The following is a 20,682-nucleotide window of genomic DNA, read 5'->3' as shown; positions in this document are numbered from 1 at the left end:
AATTTATTTATTTTAAAACATCCTTCCAGCAAGTAGAGTGAGTCTTATAAAAGTGAATATATCACTATCTTTTAAATTTATAGGAGAATTGAGTTCTTCAATAACATCTTCGTTTATAAGAACTTTATAGATTCCATCTTCAAATGCTTGTAGTGCAACTTCTATAGCTTTTTCTATAGATTGTTTGTTTTCATTGTAGATAGAGCCGAATCCAACTTTTCCAATGGTAGCTTGAGACTCAATATCTTCACTAGTTAAAAAGCTTATTATTGATTTTTCTGGGGTCTTTTCATTATATTCAAGAACATTTTTAGATACAATTTCAGAGATAGCCTCTTTTAGGCAATTGATGTTGTCAGATAAATCAAAGGGGGTAAGTTCTAGCATAGGTCTACGTTTGCCAACAGCTTTAACTCTAAAATAAATTTGCATAAAATCACCTCGCAAAATATTAAGTATTAAGAAACTTAAAAAATTTATCTATTTGTTATATTATATCATTTTGTGAAATATTAGTGTGTATTATGGAATTATTTTACAAAAAATAGAAAAAAAGCTATCTTAAAGTCTAAAAAAGAGATAAAAGATAACTTTTAATTATGAAAGCATATAATAATAACTTGTAGTTATTAAAATTTAATTTAGATGTTTAGTTTTAATAACTATCTTTTTTTATTTATAAATTTTACTCCTAAGTATTTTTTGATATCTTCTTCAGGAGAAAAATCGTCAATAAGGATTTCTTTGCCAGTATCTTCAAATACTACTAGAACTTCACAGTCACCTTGTAAGAAAAATTTTCTGACAGTATCCTCTTTAACTTCTCTAACTTTTATTACATTCTTTTTTTCTTTTTCAAAGTCTTTTGTATAGTAACTTCCCATCATATTAATGATTTTTGTATATCTATTCATAAAATGCCTCCTCATGCGATTAAATTTAAAAAATATGTTATAATAATTGTTTGTATTAACTTAATAATTATAACAAGGAGTAATAATAATGACTAGTATAAAAAATAAAGATATTTTAAATTGTATAGATTATTCCACTAAAAATAAGCTCTTTAATAAATTAAATGATGTATATGAATCTTTACCAACTGGAAATTGTTCTGGTTGTGGTAATTGTTGTATGGAGTCGGTAGGTATAAATTTAATTGAGTTTTTGAATATATTTTGTTATCTTGAAGATAGAGCGGATTTAAGAAGAAGATGTATAATTAAAATAGTAGACTATTATTTTGAAGAGTATTCTAAAAAAAATTCATGTCCATTCAAAGATGATAATAATAGGTGTTTAATATATGAAGTCAGACCACTAAATTGTAGATTATTTGGACATTGGAAAAAAGAGGACTATAACAAAAATCTAGATAATGTGACTAAGAAAAATAATGCTTATAAAGACTTGATGAAGAGACAACATGGATTTGAAATAAATGATGAAGTGGTAAATTATAGAATAGATTATTGTGAAAGCTTTATTCCAAGTAAAGATTATTTGAGTAAATCTGAGAGATTAAGCTTTTTTGATGAACTTATGATACTAGATTCAAAACTATATTCTAATAGCATTATAGATATAGATTTTAAGGATAGAGGCATAGTTGAATATCTTATAGAATCGCTATTTTACAGAGATTTAGCATATAATGTAAAAATAAGGATATCTAAAGAACCTAAAATAAAAAAAAGAACTATTAATAGAATAAAAAGACTTATTCTACTAGAGTCTTATATTAAATAAATAATAACTTGTAGTATAAATATTGTCAAAATGAGGTGAAGATGGTGAATCTAACAAAAGTAAAAGGAAATACTTTTTTTATAAAAGGTGGTACAAATACAGGAATATATGTGTTTGAGGATAATACAGCACTTATGATAGACCCAGGATTATGTGGTTCGAGGCCCAGAAGAGTAACCAAAGTATTAGATGAAAATAAAATACAAGTTAGATATATTATAAACACTCATGGTCATGATGACCACTATGGGGCATGTAATCAATTTAAAGAACACTATAAAGATGTGTGTGTAATGTCATCAAAATACGATAAGTTATATATAGAAAACCCAGAATTATTTTCAAAGTATATTGTTGGGGGGAAAAGCAATATATTTATGGATAGTATTTTAAAAAGTAAAATGTTAGATGATATAGAAATAGATAAAACTATAGATGCAGGTAGGCTGGAACTAAATAATGAAATGTTTGATATAATTGAATTTCAGGGACATACACCTGGAAGTATAGCTGTTTTAACTAAAGATAAGGTGATTTTTGTGGGAGACCTTTTGATAGGAGATGAAATTCTATCAAAATTCGATTTCTTATTTTTATATGATATACAAGAGCAAATGAACTCGTTAGAAAAGTTAAAAGGTATAGATTTTGAGTATTTGGTTTTGGGACATGGAAAACAAGTGATATCAAAAGAAGATGCTTATAAATTAATAGAAAAGCATTTGAATGCTTTAGAGAAATATTTATACCAAATAAGACAATTACTTGAAAAACCAAAATCTTTAGAAATTTTACTAAAAAATATTATAAATAACAATAATTTAAGCAATAATTATAAAGAGTATCATTTTTTTAAATCTTCATTGATATCTGTTATAAGTTACCTAATTGATTTAGACGAAATAGGGTATATCTTAGAAGATGGAGAATTGCTTTACTATACAAAAACAAAATAAATTATGATAAAATAAAGAAGGTCATAAAAAACAAATAAAGGGTGAGCAATATGGAATACGAAAAATGGAATGAAATACTAGCACCTTATGAACATGCAGTAGAAGAATTGAAAATAAAATTTAAAAATATAAGAAAAGAATATTTAGCAAAAGGCGAGTATTCTCCCATAGAATTTGTCACAGGAAGGACAAAAAAAATATCTTCCATAATATCTAAGTTAAAAAGGCTAAATGCGAAAGATATAGAAACTGAAATTGATGATATTGCTGGTATAAGAATAATGTGCCAGTTTGTTGAAGATATATATTATATAGTTGATTTGATAAAAGTAAGAAATGATATGACTATAATAGGAGAAAAAGATTATATTACAAACTACAAAGATAGTGGTTATAGAAGCTATCATGTTATAATAAAATATCCTATAAACTCAATTGCGGGCTCAAAAGAAATTATATGTGAAATACAAATAAGAACTCTTGCAATGAATTTCTGGGCTACAATAGAACATTCATTAAAATATAAATATGACCATTACATACCTGAGACTCTAGCAGAAAGACTTAGAAGAGCATCTGATGCTGCGTTTCTCTTAGACCAAGAAATGAGTGAAATAAGAGAGGACATAATGAAAGCTCAGGCTATGTATCAAATGAAGTCTATAGCAATTAGAGACACTCTAAATAGAATACAAGAGTTATATGACTTAGGTGATACACATAAAGCTATGCAGTATCAAAGAAAGTTGGATAGAACTGAAACAGACAAAAACATAACCGAAATTTTAGAATTAAAACAAGAAATAGATATGTTATTAGAGCAATATAAGGATAACAAGGTAGATGATAGAGTGGTTCAATAAAGCTACTTATAGAGAAAATTTACTAAATATTAATGGGGCTGCCTCTTAATGGAAAATAATTTCTAAGAAGAGACAGCCTATTTAGTTTAATCAAGGAAGGAATGATGTTATGAGTTTATATGCAATAGGTGATTTACATTTTTCAACATCAGTAAATAAGCCAATGAATATCTTTGGCAGTAATTGGGATGGTCATGAAAAAAAGATTATAGATAATTGGAAAGAGGTTGTTACAGAAGAAGATGTAGTATTAGTATTAGGAGATACATCTTGGGGAATTAATTTATCAGAAGCTAAAAAAGACTTAGATATAATAAATGAACTTCCAGGTAAAAAAATACTTATAAAGGGAAATCATGACTATTGGTGGACAACAGTTACAAGTTTGAATAAGCTATATGAAAATATGCGTTTTATTCAAACAAATTTCTATGAATATAGAGAGTATGCAATTTGTGGAGGTAGAGGTTGGATATGTCCCAATGATGTTAAATTTGATGAGACTGATGAAAAAGTTTATAGAAGAGAAGAAAATAGATTAAGGCTGTCATTAGAGTCTGCCCGTAAAAAAGGTTATTCCAAAATAATAGTAATCACTCATTATCCTCCTACAAATGATAGATTAGAGGAGTCTTTATTTACAAAATTATTTGAAGAATATAATGTTGAAAAGGTGATTTATGGTCACTTGCATGGTAAAGAGTCTTTTAAAATGGGTCTAAAAGGAATTAGAAATGGAGTTGAATATATATTAGCATCTTGTGATTATACAGAATTTAATTTAATAAAAGTTCACGATTAAAAAACATAAATTGGTAAATACTATAAGATACATGATTAAAAATAAATATTTGAGGGATTTCGGTTTTGAGAAAGGAGACACGATTTATGAGGTGGATATTAGTTTTTATATTTTTATATCTTATTCCTTTGATAGTGATATTCAGAAATTACAAGAATTTTAAGAGGTCTTGTATCTACAGTAGTATTTATGTAGTATTAGCTACAACAATAATGATAAGTAACATCTATATGAGTGGACTTAATAAGATAAAAGAATCTATGTATTATCATAATTATATTTCTGATGAGACATATGATGAGAAATATGTATCAAATTTTAATGAAAAAGAAGAAGAAGATTTAAAACAAGATAAAAAAAATAGCAAAGAATCAAACAACAAAAAAGTAGATAATAAGCAAGAGAAAAATACACAAAGTACAGAAAATAATAAAGAAGAAAATAATAAAGAAGAAAATCAAAAAGATGTAACAAAGAATAATGATTTAGAAAGAAATACTTCAACAAATAGTGAATCAGAAAAACAAGTAAATACTGGAGAAAACAAAGATACTTATACAAGTAAAGAAAATGATAGTGAAGATATAAAAAAAATAGACCTAGAAAGTATAGGAATTTTCAAGAAAGAAATTTATAATATAGAAAGAGTAGCTTTAGTACCAATGAGAGAATGTATACCTTATACTAAGGATATTGCAAAAAATATAACTAAATTATCTAGTATAAAAAAAGATGTTACAAATGCTAGAAATAAGTGTAAAGAAGTTATAGAAGAATATGAGAATATGCAAATCCCAGAACTTTCTAAGGATGAATATACAAAGGTATTAAGTAGTGCTAGAGATGATGTAAAAAAGGCGTATGAACTTAGACAAAAGTCCATGGATAGTGCCTTAAAATTAATAAATACTAAAAGTCCTAAATATATAGGCAAGATAACTGAGTATCTTGATTTATCAGATAAGCAGATAGAAAGTTTTAAAAATAGATTGAATGATTTAAATGAAGAAATAGATGGGTCAAATACTATTGATTAAGAGTTAAAGAGATAAGTTAAAAGGGAGATTAGTATGAATAAGCAGAGTATAGGAAAACTAAATATGTTTTTTATGGGGATTACTCAGAGAAACCTTGAAAATGAAGATTTTTTTATTGAATTAGAAGTAGTTTTTAAATCAGGAAGAAAAGAATTTAAAGGAATTGCAATAGAAGAAGAAGGTAAGTACAAATTTAATTTTAAAGGCAAGTCAGAGTTACATACATTTAGTGAATTGTTAAAAAATATATCTAAAGAAGCGGAAAATTATGATGGGCTAGTATTTAGATATATTGAAAGAGGTACTATTGTCGTAATAGAAGGAGACAATAAAAAAGTAAATGTAAAGTATCTAGATAATAAAGAAGAAGTACCGAAAATAGATGAATTTACAGCATCTCAAATAAAAAACAGAGAGTACTATGTAAAAGTAGGACAAGCAAATGCACTTTTAAAAGAAATTGGAGTACTTACAAAAGATGGTAAAATAAAAAATGATAAAATAAGAAAGTATAATCAAATAGACCACTTTGTGGAGCTTATAGACAATATTTTAAAAGAAATAAAAGACAAAGACTGTATAACAATATTAGATTGTGCTTGTGGTAAATCATATCTAAGTTTTGTACTAAATTTCTATATAAAAGAAGTATTAAAGAAAAACTGTTATTTTATAGGAATAGATTATTCAGATGTAGTTATAGAAGCGTCAAAGAAGATGGCTAAAAACTTAGGCTATAAAAATATGTCATTTATAAAAGAGGATTTAACTAATTATACACCTAATAGAGATGTTGACCTTGTAATAAGCTTACATGCTTGTGATACAGCAACAGATATGGCTATAGGATTAGGAATTAGAGCAAAATCAGAAGCTATAGTAGTAGTACCATGCTGTCATAAGGAGTTATTAGGACAATATAAATATGAAGCTATGGAACCAATATTAAAACATGGAGTATTTAAAGCTAGATTTGCAGACTTAATAACTGATGGTTTAAGAACGTTATTGCTAGAAGGAAATGGATACGATACTTCTGTGGTAGAATACATATCCCCATTAGATACACCAAAAAATTTAATGATAAGAGCAATAAAAACTAAAACAAATAATGAAAAAGCATTAAATGAATATAGAGAACTAAAAACACAATTTGGAGTAGAACCAACTTTAGAAAAACTTATATATTAGTTGAAAATGTAAAATTTACAAAAAGCTTGCTTAAATATGCAAGCTTTTTGGTATTATATAGGTATAGTCATATATATGATTTTGATTTATAATTAAAGCTGTGCTATAATATTTGATTAATAAAATCAATAAATGTTACATGGAGGTAAAAATGAACAAATTAAATATATGTATTGATATAGATGGAACAATAACTAGCCCTTATCATTTTCTTCCATACCTAAATGATATATTCAATAAAAACATTACAGAGTCAGAGTGTATAACTCACAATTGGGAAGAATTATATGGTTCAGGAATAAGGGATGTATATGCAGAATTTAATGATAAGTATGTACATTCATATGATGAAGCAGAAATTGTAGAAGGAGCTATTGAAGTAATAGAGGAATTATCTAAGGGGCATAATTTATCTTTTGTAACAGCTAGACATGAGTGTTTAACTGATGTAACTAAAAACTGGTTAATTAGACAAGGAATTTTAGATATAGATGTTTACTTATTAGGAAGTGATTATAAAGTTGAAAAGGCAAGAGAACTGAGTTGTGATATATTTATAGAAGATAACCCTTTAAACTCAGTCCAATTGGCTGATGCAGGTGTTAAAGTAATACTTTTAGATACTAACTATAATAAAGATATTGAACATCAAAACATAATTAGAGTTAATAACTGGATAGATATTAAAAAGATTATAGAAGAAAGTAATTAAAAGACTTATAATTTGAAAGGGGGAGCATATGATAGATTTAAAACTAGAAAACAGAAAAGGAAAAATTCATGTAAAGAGTAGTGAGATAAAAGACATTTTAGAATTACGTCCAGACTTTGAATATGTACAAGATATATCAAATACTATAAATCAGGAGAATATATTGGTGTTTGATTGTCAATTGACAGGAAATTCTTTTGATATGGATGATTTAGATATAGAAGAAATATTAGAAGAATTGGGTGAGGAAATAGATGAGTCTTATTTCAATGTCTTATTTGAAGATGTAAGAGCATATTTAAAAGATGCTACTGATGAAATAGAAGCAGATTTGCAAGAAAATTACCTATTTGATAATTTGAGATGCTATTTTGATATATATAATATAAATCAAGAATTCACTGATTTTAAGTTTGTATTTTTAGTTTCTTTTAAGGATATAAAAATATCTTCATTAGCTAATCTAGCTAAGATTGTTTCCAAAAGACAACTGATAGGAGCATCTAAGTTTTATAGTTAAAATACAATTTTATGATAGCAAAAGCTAGTAGTCTTGTAAAAACATAAACTTCTAGCTTTTTTATTTGCTTATTTTTAAAGAAAACTTTAGAATAGTATTTACATTCTTAAAAAAGTATTATATATTAAACATAATGTACAGTATATTGTCTAGAATGTTTTAAAATAAGTTACTGTCTTTAGATAAAATAATTAAATATGCTTATGATTGTATAAGTATAGTCGAGGTGAATTTATGCAGAATTTAAATGAAATAATTGCTGAAAACTTAAAAAAAATAAGGAAAGAAAAACATCTTAGCTTAGATAAAATTTCTCAACTTAGTGGAGTAAGTAAGAGTATGTTGTCTCAAATTGAAAAATGTGAAGTGAATCCAACTATATCTACTATCAAGAAAATAACGAATGGATTAAAAATATCATTTACATCATTGATGGAAAGACAAGAAAGTGAGATAGAATTGGTTGATAAAAAGGATGTAGACCATTTTATTGAAGATGATGGAAAATATGTAAGTTATCCTATATTTCCATTTGATTCCAAGAGAAGATTTGAAATATTTATGATTGAGATAGAAGAGGGTGGAACGTTGGATTCAAATGCGGAACTTCCAGGAACTCAAGAGTTTATTACAGTTTTTAGTGGTGAAATAACTATTAAAATAAATGGAGAGGATTATATTGTATCTAGTGGGAATTCTATAAGATTTAAAGCTGATGTATCACATGTATATAGAAACTCAGGGAGAGGTGTAGCTAAAATAAGTATGGTAGTATATTATGTATAATAATTGAATGGAGTATATAGTAATATTTAGATGATTTTAAGTAGGAGAGTATATAATATTTAAATAATAGGAGTGTGATTTATAGATGAATAACAAAAAAGCAGTTTTCTTCTTTTGTAATAATTTAGATAAAGACCCAGTGGCTAAAAATGTAATTAACTGTTGTGAGGAAGTAATGGATTTAAAGCAGACTGATATTATTGTTGATGATAACTTTGTATTAGAATTTATAGATGAAAACAATAACTTATTCCAGTTTGTAAAAACGGAAAATGTAATAAGTCATGATTATAAATATTATCTGCCAATTTTAAATAAGTATTTCAAAGATTTTGATTTTGCAGGAGTTGTGAATTGGCATGAAGGAGAGCATGCTCCAGAAAATATTCTAACCGCTCATACTATTGGAGATGTACCAACAGGCGAGTTTGGAAATTCAAATCCAAAATATTTTAGAAACTTAATTAATGCAATTGAAGATATAAAAAATGAAAACTCCCTTGATGAATTCACTACATTAACAGAAGCAACTCACTGGTCTGGAACTACATATGGTGAAGTAGCTAAATTAATTACAGAATATTCTGTACCTATGTTAGATATTGAGATAGGAAGTAATAGTAATAGTTTTAATAATAAGACAGCAATACAAGTATTATCGAAGTCTCTAATTAGAGTATTTGATAGTGATGAGCCTATAAAAACTTTACTGTGTGTAGGAGGAGTTCACTTTGAAAATTCTTTTTCAGACATTATAAAAAATGGAGAATACAATATATCAATTGGGCATGTATTACCAAATCAATGGATTGTAAGTGGAATGTATGATAATGAAGATGGATTTGAAAAATTAGAAAAGTGTGTAGACAGTATTGATGGTGGAATTGATGGTATAGTTTTTCATGATAAATTAAAGGGGACTTATAAAGAACAATGTCGTAAGTTAGGGGAAAAGCTTAAGGTACCTGTGTTTAAACATAAGATATTGAAAAACCCAAAAGATTTGCCTATATGGTAGATTTGATTTATAATAATGAGATTTAGTAAGTATATTCAGTAATTCAGATTAATTTTTAAGTGAGGTCAAAAATGATAATATCTTATTTTGCACTATTAATTAGAGTAGTGCTGTTAGCCTTTGAAAGAGTAGTTGTAAGATTATTAGGTGATGAAGAAGGCGATATTTATAAAAATATAGCTTCATCATTTTTATTTTTCTTTATAGGTGGAGTATGTTTACTACCATTTAGTATAATGAGTAAGGTTGGAGATTGGTCCTTTTTAATACCATGCTATATAAGTAGCTTAGTTTATTCGATTGGGTCAGTAGCATATGTAACATCTCTAGCAACTGGTGAAGTTTCACTTGTAACTCCAATAAACAGTTTAAACTCACTATTTCTATTGCTTTTATCAGTTGTATTTTTAGGCGAAAGTTTTAGTTTAGCAAAAGTTGCAGGAATTATAATTATGATAGGTGGAGTATTTATATTAAAAAATGTAAGTTCTTTATTAAAAAATGCATCTGCCATTCTAAATAATCTACCATGTAGATTGATGTTTTTGTACATATTTTTTCAATCAGTAGGAAGGGTATTAGATAAGGCATTTTATGTTCAAGTATCTCCTATACTATATTCAACGATACTTTACTTTTTTGTTGGATTAAATCTATTTGTCTTTTTAGCATTTAAAAAGAAACAAAGAGTAATCTATGAAATATTTAGTAATAAGAAGGGACTTTCAATTTTAAGTGGTGCTATTAATGGATATTCTTATCTAGCATTATTAATTGCTTTAAATAATTTAGAACTCAGTATAGCAGAACCATTTTCTCAAGTTTCTATGATAATAACCTTAATACTTGCTCACTTTATATTTAAAGAAAATATCAAGGAGAAAATACCAGGTTCAATTCTTATATTAATTGGTGGATGGTTGTTATTGCTTTAATTGATAAATCAGAGAGATGATGGAAGTCTATAAAGGGCTAGATAAACAGAAACATGATGGGGTAAAACATGTTGTAGCTGGTGCAGAGAATTTGCACCAGCTCAGACTTTAGACAAACTATATATTAATATTTTCTGACTTTTCATTGTGCTTATTATTCAATGCTTCAGACTATAATTTCCATACCATCATAGGCAAAGGAAATATTATCAAGTTTTTTCTCTAATTCACTACTTTCTATTTTTTCTATTTTTTATGTATTTTCTTAAAAAGTTTTCTGGTCTTGTTAGACATAGTCATATTTCTTCTGACTTACATGTGGGTTATAGCAAAGAATGATTCTGTTATCAAGAAAGGTATTAAAAGTAATAAAACATTAACTAAATAGATAATGTTTTATTACGTTATTTTAAAGACCCACCTATAGTTAACTATTTTCATATGTCAACTTTGTATTAAGGTTTTAAATACTAATTTATAATTGTTAGTTTTTATGTCTAACTCTAAGTGGTATATCAAGTTCTTTTGCTAATTGTTTAGATTCTTCTATTTCCTCTGGAGATATTTCATCTACTACTGAAAAGGCAACTTCTTTTATATATTCTTTGCAATCTTTTGCAAAATCTAACATGTAGTCAAATGATTTTTCTCCAAACTTTGGTTGAGTAACTCTATTATAAGCTTCTTTATTTGGAGCATTAAGACTTATTGATACTGCATCTATCACATCTTTTAACATAATAGCAGTTTTTTTATTGTGTATTAAATCACTTAGACCATTTGTATTTATTCTTGTTTTGATATTACTTTTCCCTTTTACAAATTTAGCAACTTCTATTAATTCATTTATTCTCATTAGTGGTTCACCATATCCACAAAATACAATTTCATCATATTCATCTAAATTATATTTGTCAAAGGCTTCTTTTACTTCATTAATACTTGGTTCGTGTTCTAACCATAAGCTACCACTATTTGCTACTTCATCTTTTTCATTTCTTATGCAAAACACACAGCTACATGGACATGTATTAGTCATATTTACATAGATACTGTTTTCAATTGTATATAAGATATTCATAATTTTCCCTCCATAAATTTAAGTTTTTAGTTAAAATAACGTCTTTTAAAATCAAGTTTATCAAGTGCTATCCCTAGAAGTACAAACACAATAAAGCTTCCTATTGGCTGTAACAAACCAAGTAAACTCATTACAAAAGCACTTGTAAAGCTTCCAATAATTATTCCCTCAGCAAACATATATAAAACTAGACCTACTATGCCTGCTACAAATGAAGCAATTATATTTCGTTTATTTATTATCTTGTCACTTTTAGAAGTGAAAAATAATACGAGTATTGGCTTTATAATTATAGTTGGTATTACCCATATTGCAGCTCCTGTAGATAAATCAGCTAGACCAGCGCCTATTGCAGAGGCTGCTATAGCATAGTTTGTTGGTAAAATAGTTGCAGCTAGATAAATAAAGGCATCTCCTATATGAACATATCCATTGTTTCCACCAACTGGAATATGTAATATATAAGCTATTGTCAAACATATTATAGACGCAAATAGCGCTGAAGTGACGATGCAGGTCGTCTTTTTAGAAGTAGCTTTATTCATTTTTTCCAATATAATCCCTCCTCAAAAATCCCAAACTAGTATTCTTGTAATGTTTTCTTATAAATATATTAATATTAATCATACAATTTTCATAGTTTGTTTGGTATTTTTCTGGTAAAAAGTGAATTGTACCCATTCAAAGTCTTTTGATGGAAAAGTAGATTGTAATTGGGATAATTTAATAGGATAATTAGAAAGGTTGTTGTAAATTTGATATAAAATATAACAAATAGTAGGTGTATACAAATAATATAAAATAAGAAAAATAATATAAGAGAGTCATACTCAATGTATATTGAATAGACTCTCTTATATTTGGGAAATTAAAGGCTATTTTGTTAGATAATAGCTAATTAATGAAAAAATATATTTATAAAATACTAATTTACTCTATTAGCAGCAGTTCCTGTGCTTATAACATCTACAGCACTACTTAAACTAGAATAAACTATATTTTCTATCGCTGTACTAGTGAAGAATCCAAGGTGATGAGTAAATATAACTTGCTCCATAGAAAGAAGTTTGTTGATTTCTGGGTCAGTTAATTCACCTGGGTTCATTTTTTTATTTAAGAATAATCCTTCAGTTTCAAATGTATCAAGGGCAGCAGCTCTTATTTTTCCAGCTTCTAGTGCTTCTATTAAGTCCCCTGTCTTAATTAAACCACCACGACCAGTATTTACTATGTAAGCGCCATCCTTCATTATAGCTAAAGTATCTTTATTTATCATATGTTTTGTTCCTTCAAGTAAAGGAGTATGTAATGTTATAAGGTCAGCTTCTTTAAGAAGGTCTTCTAAAGAATCTTTATAAGTTAATATATCATTTAAATCTTTATTTGGATATTGGTCAAATGCAATTACATTAGCTCCTAAGCCTTTGAATAATTTGGCAGAAGTAGCACCTATTTTTCCTGTACCTATAACACCAACTGTAATAGATCTAACTTCTGTTCCAAGAAGTTCAGCTATCCAACGATAGTCACCTTCACAGACTTTTTTCTTTACTAAAGGAGTCTTTCTTAAAAGGTTCATAGCTTGAGTAACAGCTAATTCAGCTATTGCATTAGGTGAATAAGAAGGAACATTTGTAACAATAAGTCCATTTTCATTAACTAAACCAAAATGTATCATGTCCATCCCTGCAGTTCTTGAAGCTATAACTTTAACCCCAGCATCTTTTAAAGTTTCATAAATATAAGGGTTATCTATATAGTTAGTTTGTTGTATAGATATACCATCATATCCTTTAGCTTTTACTACATTTTCTTCAGTCATGTTTTCAGGATAAATATCCACTTGAACATCCTTATGTTCTTCAGACCATTGTTTTATTACTGGTTCTTCATAATCGCGTGCTCCAAATACTAGTATTTTCATATCAATACCCTCCTGTAATTATTAAATTATATGGTAATTTTTCATTTAGAAATAATATGTAGCAATATAAGGTTATATTTTTATACAAAATTTTTAAGGTTAAAAATTTAGTTTTGAAATTGTTTTCCCTGTGTTATTTTGATATTTAGTTATTTTTTATTTAAGATAATAATTGCTCTAAACATTTATCAAAGAAATTGTTATTTTTTAGATTAAATATTATTAAAAAATTATCTAAGTTTTAAATTAGTTAACTAATCAATTGATTAATTACAATGATAGCATGTGTTTTTGAGTTTAGCAATGAAAATTTTTTTTGAAAAGTCAAGCTTTTTCATAAAAAAATATATAAAAAAAACTTTTAAAGGCATAAAAAAAATGGCAAAATGCTATGGAGAGTTGCATGATGCCACGATATGAAATTAATAATGCAATTGTATATTGTTAAAAAACATTCAAATCAAGCGATATTTTGCTTAAATATAAAGTTGGCACGATAAATGCTTAACAATATAGGTGTAAGACAATAAAAAATATAAAAAATAATCATTTATAACTTTTAATAATTTTATAAGTTATCTCAATAAGATTAGGAACTTTGACATCAAATAGTTAATATCAGAAAAAAGTACTTTATATGTGATTTAATTGAATTTTTATAATTGATACTATTAAGGAGGAAAACGTTATGCTTTTAGAAGGAGTTAAGGTAGTAGAACTTTCAAGTTTCATCGCAGCACCATGTTGTGCAAAAATGTTAGGTGACTGGGGTGCAGATGTTATTAAAGTTGAGCCTATAGAAGGTGATGGAATAAGAGTTATGGGTGGAACATTTAAATCTCCAGCATCAGATGATGAAAACCCTATGTTTGAATTAGAAAATGGAAATAAGAAGGGTGTAAGTATTAATATAAAATCAAAAGAAGGAATAGAAATATTACATAAATTAATATCAGAAGCAGACATATTTGTAACTAATGTTAGAGTTCAAGCATTAGAAAAAATGGGTATAGCTTATGACCAAATAAAAGATAAGTATCCAGGACTAATATTTGCTCAAATATTAGGATATGGTGAAAAAGGACCTTTAAAAGATAAACCAGGATTTGACTATACTGCATACTTTGCAAGAGGAGGAGTTAGCCAATCTGTAATGGAAAAAGGAACATCTCCAGCAAATACAGCAGCAGGATTTGGTGACCACTATGCAGGTCTAGCATTAGCAGCAGGAAGTTTAGCAGCATTACATAAAAAAGGAAAAACTGGTGTAGGTGAAAGAGTAACAGTAAGTCTTTTCCATACAGCTATATATGGAATGGGAACAATGATAACAACAGCACAATATGGAAATGAAATGCCTTTATCAAGAGAAAATCCAAACAGCCCATTAATGACTACATATAAATGTAAAGATGGAAGATGGATTCAATTAGCTTTAATACAATACAATAAATGGTTAGGCAAATTCTGTAAGGTTATAAATAGAGAATATATATTAGAAGATGATAGATACAACAACATAGATTCAATGGTTAATCACATTGAAGATTTAGTTAAGATAGTTGGAGAAGCTATGTTAGAAAAAACATTAGATGAGTGGTCAGTTTTATTAGAAGAAGCAGACTTACCATTTGAAAAAATCCAAAGCTGTGAAGATTTACTAGATGATGAACAAGCTTGGGCAAATGACTTCTTATTTAAGAAGACATATGATAGTGGAAATACAGGTGTTTTAGTTAATACTCCAGTTATGTTTAGAAATGAAGGAATAAAAGATTATACACCAGCACCAAAAGTAGGGGAACATACTATAGAAGTATTAAAAACTTTAGGATATGACGAATCAAAAATAAATAACTTAAAAGAAGATAAAGTTGTAAGATACTAATTAGTATTTCTAGATTTTGGGAAAGGAGAATACTAAAGATGTATACAATGGGATTAGATATAGGTTCAACTGCATCAAAGGGAGTAATTTTAAAAGATGGAGAGGATATTGTGGCTTCAGCTACGATATCTTCTGGTACTGGGACTACTGGACCATCAAGAGTTTTGGAAAAATTATACAGTGAGTCAGGTCTTGGAAGAGAAGACATTGAAAAAATAGTAGTTACAGGATATGGGAGAATGAAATATTCTGATGCTGACAAACAGATAAGTGAGTTAAGTTGTCATGCTAGAGGAGTAAACTTCATAATTCCAGAAACAAGAACCATTATTGATATAGGTGGTCAAGATGCTAAAGTACTAAAGCTAGATAAGAATGGAAGATTACTAAACTTTCTTATGAATGACAAATGTGCTGCAGGTACAGGAAGATTTTTAGATGTAATGGCAAAAATAATAGAGGTTGATGTATCTGAACTCGGAAGTATATCTATGAATTCTCAAAATGAAGTATCAATAAGTAGTACATGCACAGTGTTTGCAGAATCTGAAGTTATATCACACTTATCAGAAAATGCAAAAATTGAAGATATAGTAGCAGGTATTCACACTTCAGTAGCAAAGAGAGTTTCTAGCCTAGCAAAAAGAATAGGAGTACAAAGAAACGTAGTAATGGTTGGTGGAGTTGCCAGAAATAGTGGAATTGTAAGAGCTATGGCAAGAGAAATCAATACAGAAATTATTGTACCTGATATACCTCAATTAACTGGTGCTTTAGGAGCAGCATTATATGCTTTTGATGAAGCAAAAGAATCACAAAAAGAAGTGAAAAATATATAAAAAGAGGGATGACAATGTCTGAAAAAAAAGAAGCTAGAGTAGTAATAAACGATTTATTAGCTGAACAATATGCAAATGCATTTAAAGCTAAAGAAGAAGGAAGACCTGTAGGTTGGTCAACATCAGTATTTCCTCAAGAGTTAGCAGAAGTATTTGACTTAAATGTATTATATCCAGAAAATCAAGCAGCTGGGGTAGCGGCTAAAAAAGGTTCTTTAGAATTATGTGAAATGGCTGAATCTAAAGGATATTCTATCGACCTATGTGCATATGCAAGAACAAACTTTGGTCTTTTAGAAAATGGTGGATGTGAAGCTTTAGATATGCCAGCTCCAGATTTCCTACTTTGCTGTAATAATATATGTAATCAAGTTATAAAATGGTATGAAAATATTTCAAGAGAATTAGATATACCTTTAATAATGATTGATACAACTTTCAATAATGAAGATGAAGTAACTCAATCTAGAATAGACTATATAAAAGCTCAATTTGAAGAGGCTATAAAACAGTTAGAAATTATATCAGGAAAGAAATTTGACCCTAAGAAATTTGAAGAAGTAATGAAAGTATCAGCTGAGAACGGAAGACTATGGAAATATTCTATGAGTTTACCAGCAGATTCTTCTCCTTCACCAATGAATGGATTTGATTTATTTACTTATATGGCTGTAATAGTTTGTGCTAGAGGTAAAAAAGAAACTACAGAAGCATTTAAATTACTTATAGAAGAGTTAGAAGATAATATGAAAACTGGAAAATCTTCTTTCAGAGGAGAAGAAAAGTATAGAATAATGATGGAAGGTATACCTTGCTGGCCATATATTGGATATAAAATGAAAACATTAGCTAAATTTGGAGTTAATATGACAGGTAGTGTTTATCCACATGCTTGGGCATTACAATATGAAGTTAATGATTTAGATGGAATGGCAGTAGCATACAGTACTATGTTTAACAATGTAAACTTAGACCGTATGACAAAATATAGAGTTGATTCTTTAGTAGAGGGTAAATGTGATGGAGCATTCTATCATATGAACAGAAGCTGTAAACTTATGAGTTTAATACAATATGAAATGCAAAGAAGAGCAGCTGAAGAAACTGGATTACCATATGCTGGATTTGATGGTGACCAAGCTGACCCTAGAGCCTTTACTAATGCTCAATTTGAAACAAGAATTCAAGGTTTAGTTGAAGTAATGGAAGAAAGAAAAAAACTTAATAGAGGTGAGATATAATGGAAGCTATTTTATCTAAAATGAAAGAAGTAGTTGAAAATCCAAATAAGGCTGTAAAAGAATATAAAAATGCAACTGGTAAAAAAGCTATAGGTTGTTTCCCAGTTTATTGCCCAGAAGAAATTATACATGCAGCTGGAATGCTTCCAGTTGGTATATGGGGAGGACAAACAGAATTAGATTTAGCTAAACAATATTTCCCTGCATTTGCATGTTCAATAATGCAATCATGTCTAGAGTATGGATTAAAAGGTGCATATGATGAATTATCTGGAGTTATCATACCAGGTATGTGTGACACATTAATTTGTTTAGGACAAAACTGGAAATCAGCAGTACCTCACATAAAATATATATCATTAGTACACCCACAAAACAGAAAACTTGAAGCTGGTGTAAAATACCTAATCAGTGAATACAAAGGTGTAAAAAGAGAACTTGAAGAAATATGTGGTTATGAAATAGAAGAAGCAAAAATTCATGAAAGTATAGAAATTTACAATGAACATAGAAAAACTATGAGAGACTTTGTTGAAGTAGCTTATAAACATTCTAATACTATAAAACCATCAATAAGAAGCTTAGTAATTAAAAGTGGATTCTTTATGAGAAAAGAAGAACACACTAAATTAGTAAAAGATTTGATAGCAAAATTAAACACAATGCCAGAAGAAGTCTGTTCTGGAAAGAAAGTTTTATTGACAGGTATATTAGCAGATTCTAAAGATATATTAGATATTTTAGAAGACAATAATATAGCAGTAGTAGCTGATGATTTAGCTCAAGAAACAAGACAATTCAGAACAGATGTACCTGCAGGTGATGATGCATTAGAAAGATTAGCAAGACAATGGTCAAACATAGAAGGTTGTTCATTAGCTTATGACCCTAAGAAAAAACGTGGGTCACTTATAGTAGATGAAGTTAAAAAGAAAGATGTAGATGGTGTTATCTTCTGTATGATGAAATTCTGTGACCCAGAAGAATACGATTATCCTTTAGTTAAGAAAGATATAGAAGATAGTGGAATACCTACTTTATATGTTGAAATTGACCAACAAACTCAGAATAATGAACAAGCAAGAACTCGTATTCAAACTTTTGCTGAGATGATGAGTTTAGCTTAAGTTCATTAAAATAAATTTACTATAAAATATGAAAATTGGAGGAAGCTATGTTATATAACAAAGAACAAGAACTTTTAAGAAAAGCAGTAAGAGATTTTGTTAGTAAAGAATTAGATACTTTACCAGCAGAAATGGATAAAACAGGTGTAATGCCTAAGGAATTAATCAAAAAATTAGCTGAAACAAAATTTATAAGCAGTAATATCCCAGAAGAATATGGTGGTGGGGGAGCAGGATATGTTTCTTACGCTATCATAATGGAAGAAATAGCTAGAAGATGTGCTTCAACAGCTACTTTCGTTACAGCTGGTTCTTCTCTTGCTACATTACCAATACTTTACAATGGTACTGAAGAGCAAAAACAAAAATACTTAAGAGGTTTAGCAACAGGTGAGTTAATAGGAGCATTTGGTTTAACTGAGCCAGGAGCTGGTTCTGATGCTGGTGGACAACAAACTACAGCAGAATTAGTAGGAGACCACTACATATTAAATGGTAGAAAAACTTTCATAACTAATGGACCATTCTGCGATATAGCTATAGTAATAGCAGTTACAGATAGATCTAAAGGTCTTAGAGGAACATCAGCATTTATAGTAGAAAGCAAATGGGATGGTTTCTCAACAGGAGCTCATGAAGATAAGATGGGTATAAGAGGAACTGAAACTTCTGACTTAATATTTGAAAATGTTAAAGTTCCAAAAGAAAACCTTATAGGAAAAGAAGGTAATGGATTTAAAATAGCAATGGGTACTCTAGAAGTAGGTAGAATAGGTGTTGCTGCCTTAGCTCTAGGAATTGCTCAAGGTGCTTTAGATGAAGCTGTTAAATATACAAAACAAAGAGTTCAATTTGGTAAGCCTATAGCTAAATTCCAAAATACTCAATTTACTATAGCTGATATGGAAACAAAAGTTTGTGCAGCTAGAGGATTAGTTTATGATGCAGCACAAAAGAGAGATGCAGGAATGAGAGTTGCTCAAGAATCTGCAATGGCTAAATACTATGCAGCAGAAGTTGCAAATGAAGTTGCTTATAAAGCATTACAACTTCACGGTGGATATGGATTCATAAAAGATTATGAAATCGAAAGAATGTACAGAGATGCTAGAATCGTATCAATATACGAAGGAACATCAGAAGTTCAAAAAATGGTAATTTCATCAAACGTATTAAAATAATAAATAATCTAATGAAATTGGAGGTATAGACTTTGAAAATATTAGTTTGCGTAAAACAAGTTCCAGATACTAACGAAGTAAGAATAAATAAAGAAACAGGTACTCTTATAAGAGATGGAGTTCCAAGTATATTAAACCCAGATGATGCAAATGCATTAGAAGAAGCATTAAAAATTAAAGATGAGCATGATGATGTAACTATAACAGTTATAACAATGGGACCTCCTCAAGCAGATTTTATGCTAAGAGAGTGTTTAGCTATGGGGGCTGATGATGCAATATTATTAAGTGATAGAGCATTTGGAGGAGCTGATACTTGGGCTACATCAAATACTATCGCAGCAGGAATATCTAAAATAGGTGACTATGATATAATATTTGCAGGAAGACAAGCAATAGATGGAGATACTGCACAAGTTGGACCACAAATTGCAGAAAAATTAAACATTCCTCAAGTTACATATGTACAAGACTTCAAAATAGAAGGAAAAGACATAATAGTTCAAAGACAATTAGAAGATGGATATGAATTAATTAAAGTAAGTACACCTGTACTTTTAACAGCAGTAAAAGAATTAAATGCACCTAGATATATGTCTGTTGATAAAATAGTTAAAGCATATAAACATGATGTAAAAGTTTGGACAATTGATGATTTAGACGTAAATAAAGAAGAAGTTGGCTTAAAAGCATCACCAACTAAAGTATTTAGATCATTTACTCCTGAGCCAAGAGGAAAAGGAGAAATCTTAGAAGGTAAAGCTGACGAAATAGCTAACAAAATAATAATAGGTCTAAAACAAAAGCACATTATATAAGTTGGAGGAGTACA

22 protein-coding genes are annotated in these 20,682 nt (G+C 28.6%); 17 read left to right on the top strand and 5 right to left on the bottom strand.

From position 1 onward, the window contains the following. Positions 1 to 12 precede the first annotated feature (12 nt). Positions 13 to 432 (bottom strand): hypothetical protein, encoded by a 420-nt coding sequence (locus tag JJC01_18315; protein UDN58087.1) that lies wholly within the window; start codon positions 430 to 432, stop codon positions 13 to 15. A gap of 230 nt (positions 433 to 662) precedes the next feature. Continuing rightward, positions 663 to 914 (bottom strand): hypothetical protein, encoded by a 252-nt coding sequence (locus JJC01_18310; protein ID UDN58086.1) that lies wholly within the window; start codon positions 912 to 914, stop codon positions 663 to 665. 88 nt (positions 915 to 1,002) lie between these two features. Between JJC01_18310 and JJC01_18305 the strand changes: the two genes are divergently transcribed. From JJC01_18305 to JJC01_18255, 11 genes are all read left to right on the top strand, one after another. Next, positions 1,003 to 1,749, top strand: a complete 747-nt coding sequence (locus tag JJC01_18305) for a YkgJ family cysteine cluster protein (GenBank protein UDN58085.1) — start codon at positions 1,003 to 1,005, stop codon at positions 1,747 to 1,749. Between the two features lie 44 nt (positions 1,750 to 1,793). Beyond that, entirely contained in the window at positions 1,794 to 2,705 is a 912-nt protein-coding gene (locus JJC01_18300; GenBank protein ID UDN58084.1) for an MBL fold metallo-hydrolase, read from the top strand. Positions 2,706 to 2,755: 50 nt separating this feature from the next. Beyond that, the gene (locus JJC01_18295) at positions 2,756 to 3,568 is read left to right on the top strand and encodes a GTP pyrophosphokinase family protein (GenBank protein UDN58083.1); all 813 of its coding nucleotides are present in this window, start codon (positions 2,756 to 2,758) and stop codon (positions 3,566 to 3,568) included. Positions 3,569 to 3,677: 109 nt separating this feature from the next. Then, on the top strand, positions 3,678 to 4,370 hold the full coding sequence (locus tag JJC01_18290) for a metallophosphoesterase (protein ID UDN58082.1): 693 nt from the start codon (positions 3,678 to 3,680) through the stop codon (positions 4,368 to 4,370). Between the two features lie 86 nt (positions 4,371 to 4,456). Next, on the top strand, positions 4,457 to 5,407 hold the full coding sequence (locus JJC01_18285; GenBank protein ID UDN58081.1) for a hypothetical protein: 951 nt from the start codon (positions 4,457 to 4,459) through the stop codon (positions 5,405 to 5,407). A 33-nt stretch (positions 5,408 to 5,440) separates the two neighbouring features. Continuing rightward, on the top strand, positions 5,441 to 6,598 hold the full coding sequence (locus JJC01_18280) for an SAM-dependent methyltransferase (protein ID UDN58080.1): 1,158 nt from the start codon (positions 5,441 to 5,443) through the stop codon (positions 6,596 to 6,598). Between the two features lie 151 nt (positions 6,599 to 6,749). Further along, on the top strand, positions 6,750 to 7,310 hold the full coding sequence (locus tag JJC01_18275) for a hydrolase (GenBank protein UDN58079.1): 561 nt from the start codon (positions 6,750 to 6,752) through the stop codon (positions 7,308 to 7,310). Between the two features lie 28 nt (positions 7,311 to 7,338). Then, the gene (locus JJC01_18270) at positions 7,339 to 7,830 is read left to right on the top strand and encodes a hypothetical protein (protein UDN58078.1); all 492 of its coding nucleotides are present in this window, start codon (positions 7,339 to 7,341) and stop codon (positions 7,828 to 7,830) included. A 234-nt stretch (positions 7,831 to 8,064) separates the two neighbouring features. Continuing rightward, positions 8,065 to 8,616 carry a helix-turn-helix domain-containing protein gene (locus JJC01_18265; protein UDN58077.1) on the top strand — a complete coding sequence of 184 codons (552 nt, stop codon included), beginning with the start codon at positions 8,065 to 8,067 and terminating at the stop codon, positions 8,614 to 8,616. 85 nt (positions 8,617 to 8,701) lie between these two features. Then, positions 8,702 to 9,634 carry a hypothetical protein gene (locus tag JJC01_18260; protein ID UDN58076.1) on the top strand — a complete coding sequence of 311 codons (933 nt, stop codon included), beginning with the start codon at positions 8,702 to 8,704 and terminating at the stop codon, positions 9,632 to 9,634. A 71-nt stretch (positions 9,635 to 9,705) separates the two neighbouring features. After that, the gene (locus JJC01_18255; GenBank protein UDN58075.1) at positions 9,706 to 10,569 is read left to right on the top strand and encodes an EamA family transporter; all 864 of its coding nucleotides are present in this window, start codon (positions 9,706 to 9,708) and stop codon (positions 10,567 to 10,569) included. A 484-nt stretch (positions 10,570 to 11,053) separates the two neighbouring features. On the opposite strand, the gene JJC01_18250 is transcribed toward JJC01_18255, so the two are convergent. The 3 genes from JJC01_18250 to JJC01_18240 form a co-directional block, all read right to left on the bottom strand. After that, on the bottom strand, positions 11,054 to 11,650 hold the full coding sequence (locus JJC01_18250; protein UDN58074.1) for a TIGR04100 family radical SAM protein: 597 nt from the start codon (positions 11,648 to 11,650) through the stop codon (positions 11,054 to 11,056). Between the two features lie 26 nt (positions 11,651 to 11,676). Further along, a complete protein-coding gene (locus tag JJC01_18245; GenBank protein ID UDN58073.1) occupies positions 11,677 to 12,204 on the bottom strand; it encodes a TIGR04002 family protein in 528 nt (175 codons plus the stop codon). Between the two features lie 371 nt (positions 12,205 to 12,575). Continuing rightward, positions 12,576 to 13,574 carry a D-2-hydroxyacid dehydrogenase gene (locus JJC01_18240; protein UDN58072.1) on the bottom strand — a complete coding sequence of 333 codons (999 nt, stop codon included), beginning with the start codon at positions 13,572 to 13,574 and terminating at the stop codon, positions 12,576 to 12,578. Positions 13,575 to 14,262: 688 nt separating this feature from the next. Between JJC01_18240 and hadA the strand changes: the two genes are divergently transcribed. From hadA to JJC01_18210, 6 genes are read left to right on the top strand one after another with little or no spacing between them, the layout of a single operon-like run. Further along, entirely contained in the window at positions 14,263 to 15,462 is a 1,200-nt protein-coding gene (gene hadA / locus JJC01_18235) for an isocaprenoyl-CoA:2-hydroxyisocaproate CoA-transferase HadA (protein UDN58071.1), read from the top strand. 38 nt (positions 15,463 to 15,500) lie between these two features. Then, positions 15,501 to 16,301 (top strand): 2-hydroxyisocaproyl-CoA dehydratase activator HadI, encoded by an 801-nt coding sequence (gene hadI / locus JJC01_18230; protein ID UDN58070.1) that lies wholly within the window; start codon positions 15,501 to 15,503, stop codon positions 16,299 to 16,301. Between the two features lie 14 nt (positions 16,302 to 16,315). Further along, positions 16,316 to 17,542 (top strand): (R)-2-hydroxyisocaproyl-CoA dehydratase subunit HadB, encoded by a 1,227-nt coding sequence (gene hadB, locus JJC01_18225; protein ID UDN58069.1) that lies wholly within the window; start codon positions 16,316 to 16,318, stop codon positions 17,540 to 17,542. Next, positions 17,542 to 18,669 (top strand): (R)-2-hydroxyisocaproyl-CoA dehydratase subunit beta, encoded by a 1,128-nt coding sequence (gene hadC / locus JJC01_18220; GenBank protein ID UDN58068.1) that lies wholly within the window; start codon positions 17,542 to 17,544, stop codon positions 18,667 to 18,669. Before hadB ends, hadC begins: the two co-directional genes overlap by 1 nt. Before the next feature lie 47 nt (positions 18,670 to 18,716). Next, entirely contained in the window at positions 18,717 to 19,850 is a 1,134-nt protein-coding gene (locus tag JJC01_18215) for an acyl-CoA dehydrogenase family protein (protein ID UDN58067.1), read from the top strand. 32 nt (positions 19,851 to 19,882) lie between these two features. Continuing rightward, positions 19,883 to 20,668 carry an electron transfer flavoprotein subunit beta/FixA family protein gene (locus JJC01_18210; protein UDN58066.1) on the top strand — a complete coding sequence of 262 codons (786 nt, stop codon included), beginning with the start codon at positions 19,883 to 19,885 and terminating at the stop codon, positions 20,666 to 20,668. Positions 20,669 to 20,682 lie beyond the last annotated feature (14 nt).

It is taken from the genome of Clostridioides sp. ES-S-0010-02 (genome assembly GCA_020641055.1).
Lineage (GTDB): Bacteria > Bacillota > Clostridia > Peptostreptococcales > Peptostreptococcaceae > Clostridioides.
This window is presented reverse-complemented; position numbering and strand designations above follow the sequence as displayed.

Excerpts from the sequence above, each read along its gene's own strand:
- JJC01_18315 (UDN58087.1), bottom strand. The coding sequence starts at position 432 with ATGCAAATTTATTTTAGAGTTAAAGCTGTTGGCAAACGTAGACCTATG.
- JJC01_18310 (UDN58086.1), bottom strand. The coding sequence starts at position 914 with ATGAATAGATATACAAAAATCATTAATATGATGGGAAGTTACTATACA.
- JJC01_18305 (UDN58085.1), top strand. The coding sequence starts at position 1,003 with ATGACTAGTATAAAAAATAAAGATATTTTAAATTGTATAGATTATTCC.
- JJC01_18295 (UDN58083.1), top strand. The coding sequence starts at position 2,756 with ATGGAATACGAAAAATGGAATGAAATACTAGCACCTTATGAACATGCA.
- JJC01_18290 (UDN58082.1), top strand. The coding sequence starts at position 3,678 with ATGAGTTTATATGCAATAGGTGATTTACATTTTTCAACATCAGTAAAT.
- JJC01_18285 (UDN58081.1), top strand. The coding sequence starts at position 4,457 with ATGAGGTGGATATTAGTTTTTATATTTTTATATCTTATTCCTTTGATA.
- JJC01_18280 (UDN58080.1), top strand. The coding sequence starts at position 5,441 with ATGAATAAGCAGAGTATAGGAAAACTAAATATGTTTTTTATGGGGATT.
- JJC01_18275 (UDN58079.1), top strand. The coding sequence starts at position 6,750 with ATGAACAAATTAAATATATGTATTGATATAGATGGAACAATAACTAGC.
- JJC01_18270 (UDN58078.1), top strand. The coding sequence starts at position 7,339 with ATGATAGATTTAAAACTAGAAAACAGAAAAGGAAAAATTCATGTAAAG.
- JJC01_18265 (UDN58077.1), top strand. The coding sequence starts at position 8,065 with ATGCAGAATTTAAATGAAATAATTGCTGAAAACTTAAAAAAAATAAGG.
- JJC01_18260 (UDN58076.1), top strand. The coding sequence starts at position 8,702 with ATGAATAACAAAAAAGCAGTTTTCTTCTTTTGTAATAATTTAGATAAA.
- JJC01_18255 (UDN58075.1), top strand. The coding sequence starts at position 9,706 with ATGATAATATCTTATTTTGCACTATTAATTAGAGTAGTGCTGTTAGCC.
- JJC01_18250 (UDN58074.1), bottom strand. The coding sequence starts at position 11,650 with ATGAATATCTTATATACAATTGAAAACAGTATCTATGTAAATATGACT.
- JJC01_18240 (UDN58072.1), bottom strand. The coding sequence starts at position 13,574 with ATGAAAATACTAGTATTTGGAGCACGCGATTATGAAGAACCAGTAATA.
- hadA (UDN58071.1), top strand. The coding sequence starts at position 14,263 with ATGCTTTTAGAAGGAGTTAAGGTAGTAGAACTTTCAAGTTTCATCGCA.
- hadI (UDN58070.1), top strand. The coding sequence starts at position 15,501 with ATGTATACAATGGGATTAGATATAGGTTCAACTGCATCAAAGGGAGTA.
- hadB (UDN58069.1), top strand. The coding sequence starts at position 16,316 with ATGTCTGAAAAAAAAGAAGCTAGAGTAGTAATAAACGATTTATTAGCT.
- hadC (UDN58068.1), top strand. The coding sequence starts at position 17,542 with ATGGAAGCTATTTTATCTAAAATGAAAGAAGTAGTTGAAAATCCAAAT.
- JJC01_18215 (UDN58067.1), top strand. The coding sequence starts at position 18,717 with ATGTTATATAACAAAGAACAAGAACTTTTAAGAAAAGCAGTAAGAGAT.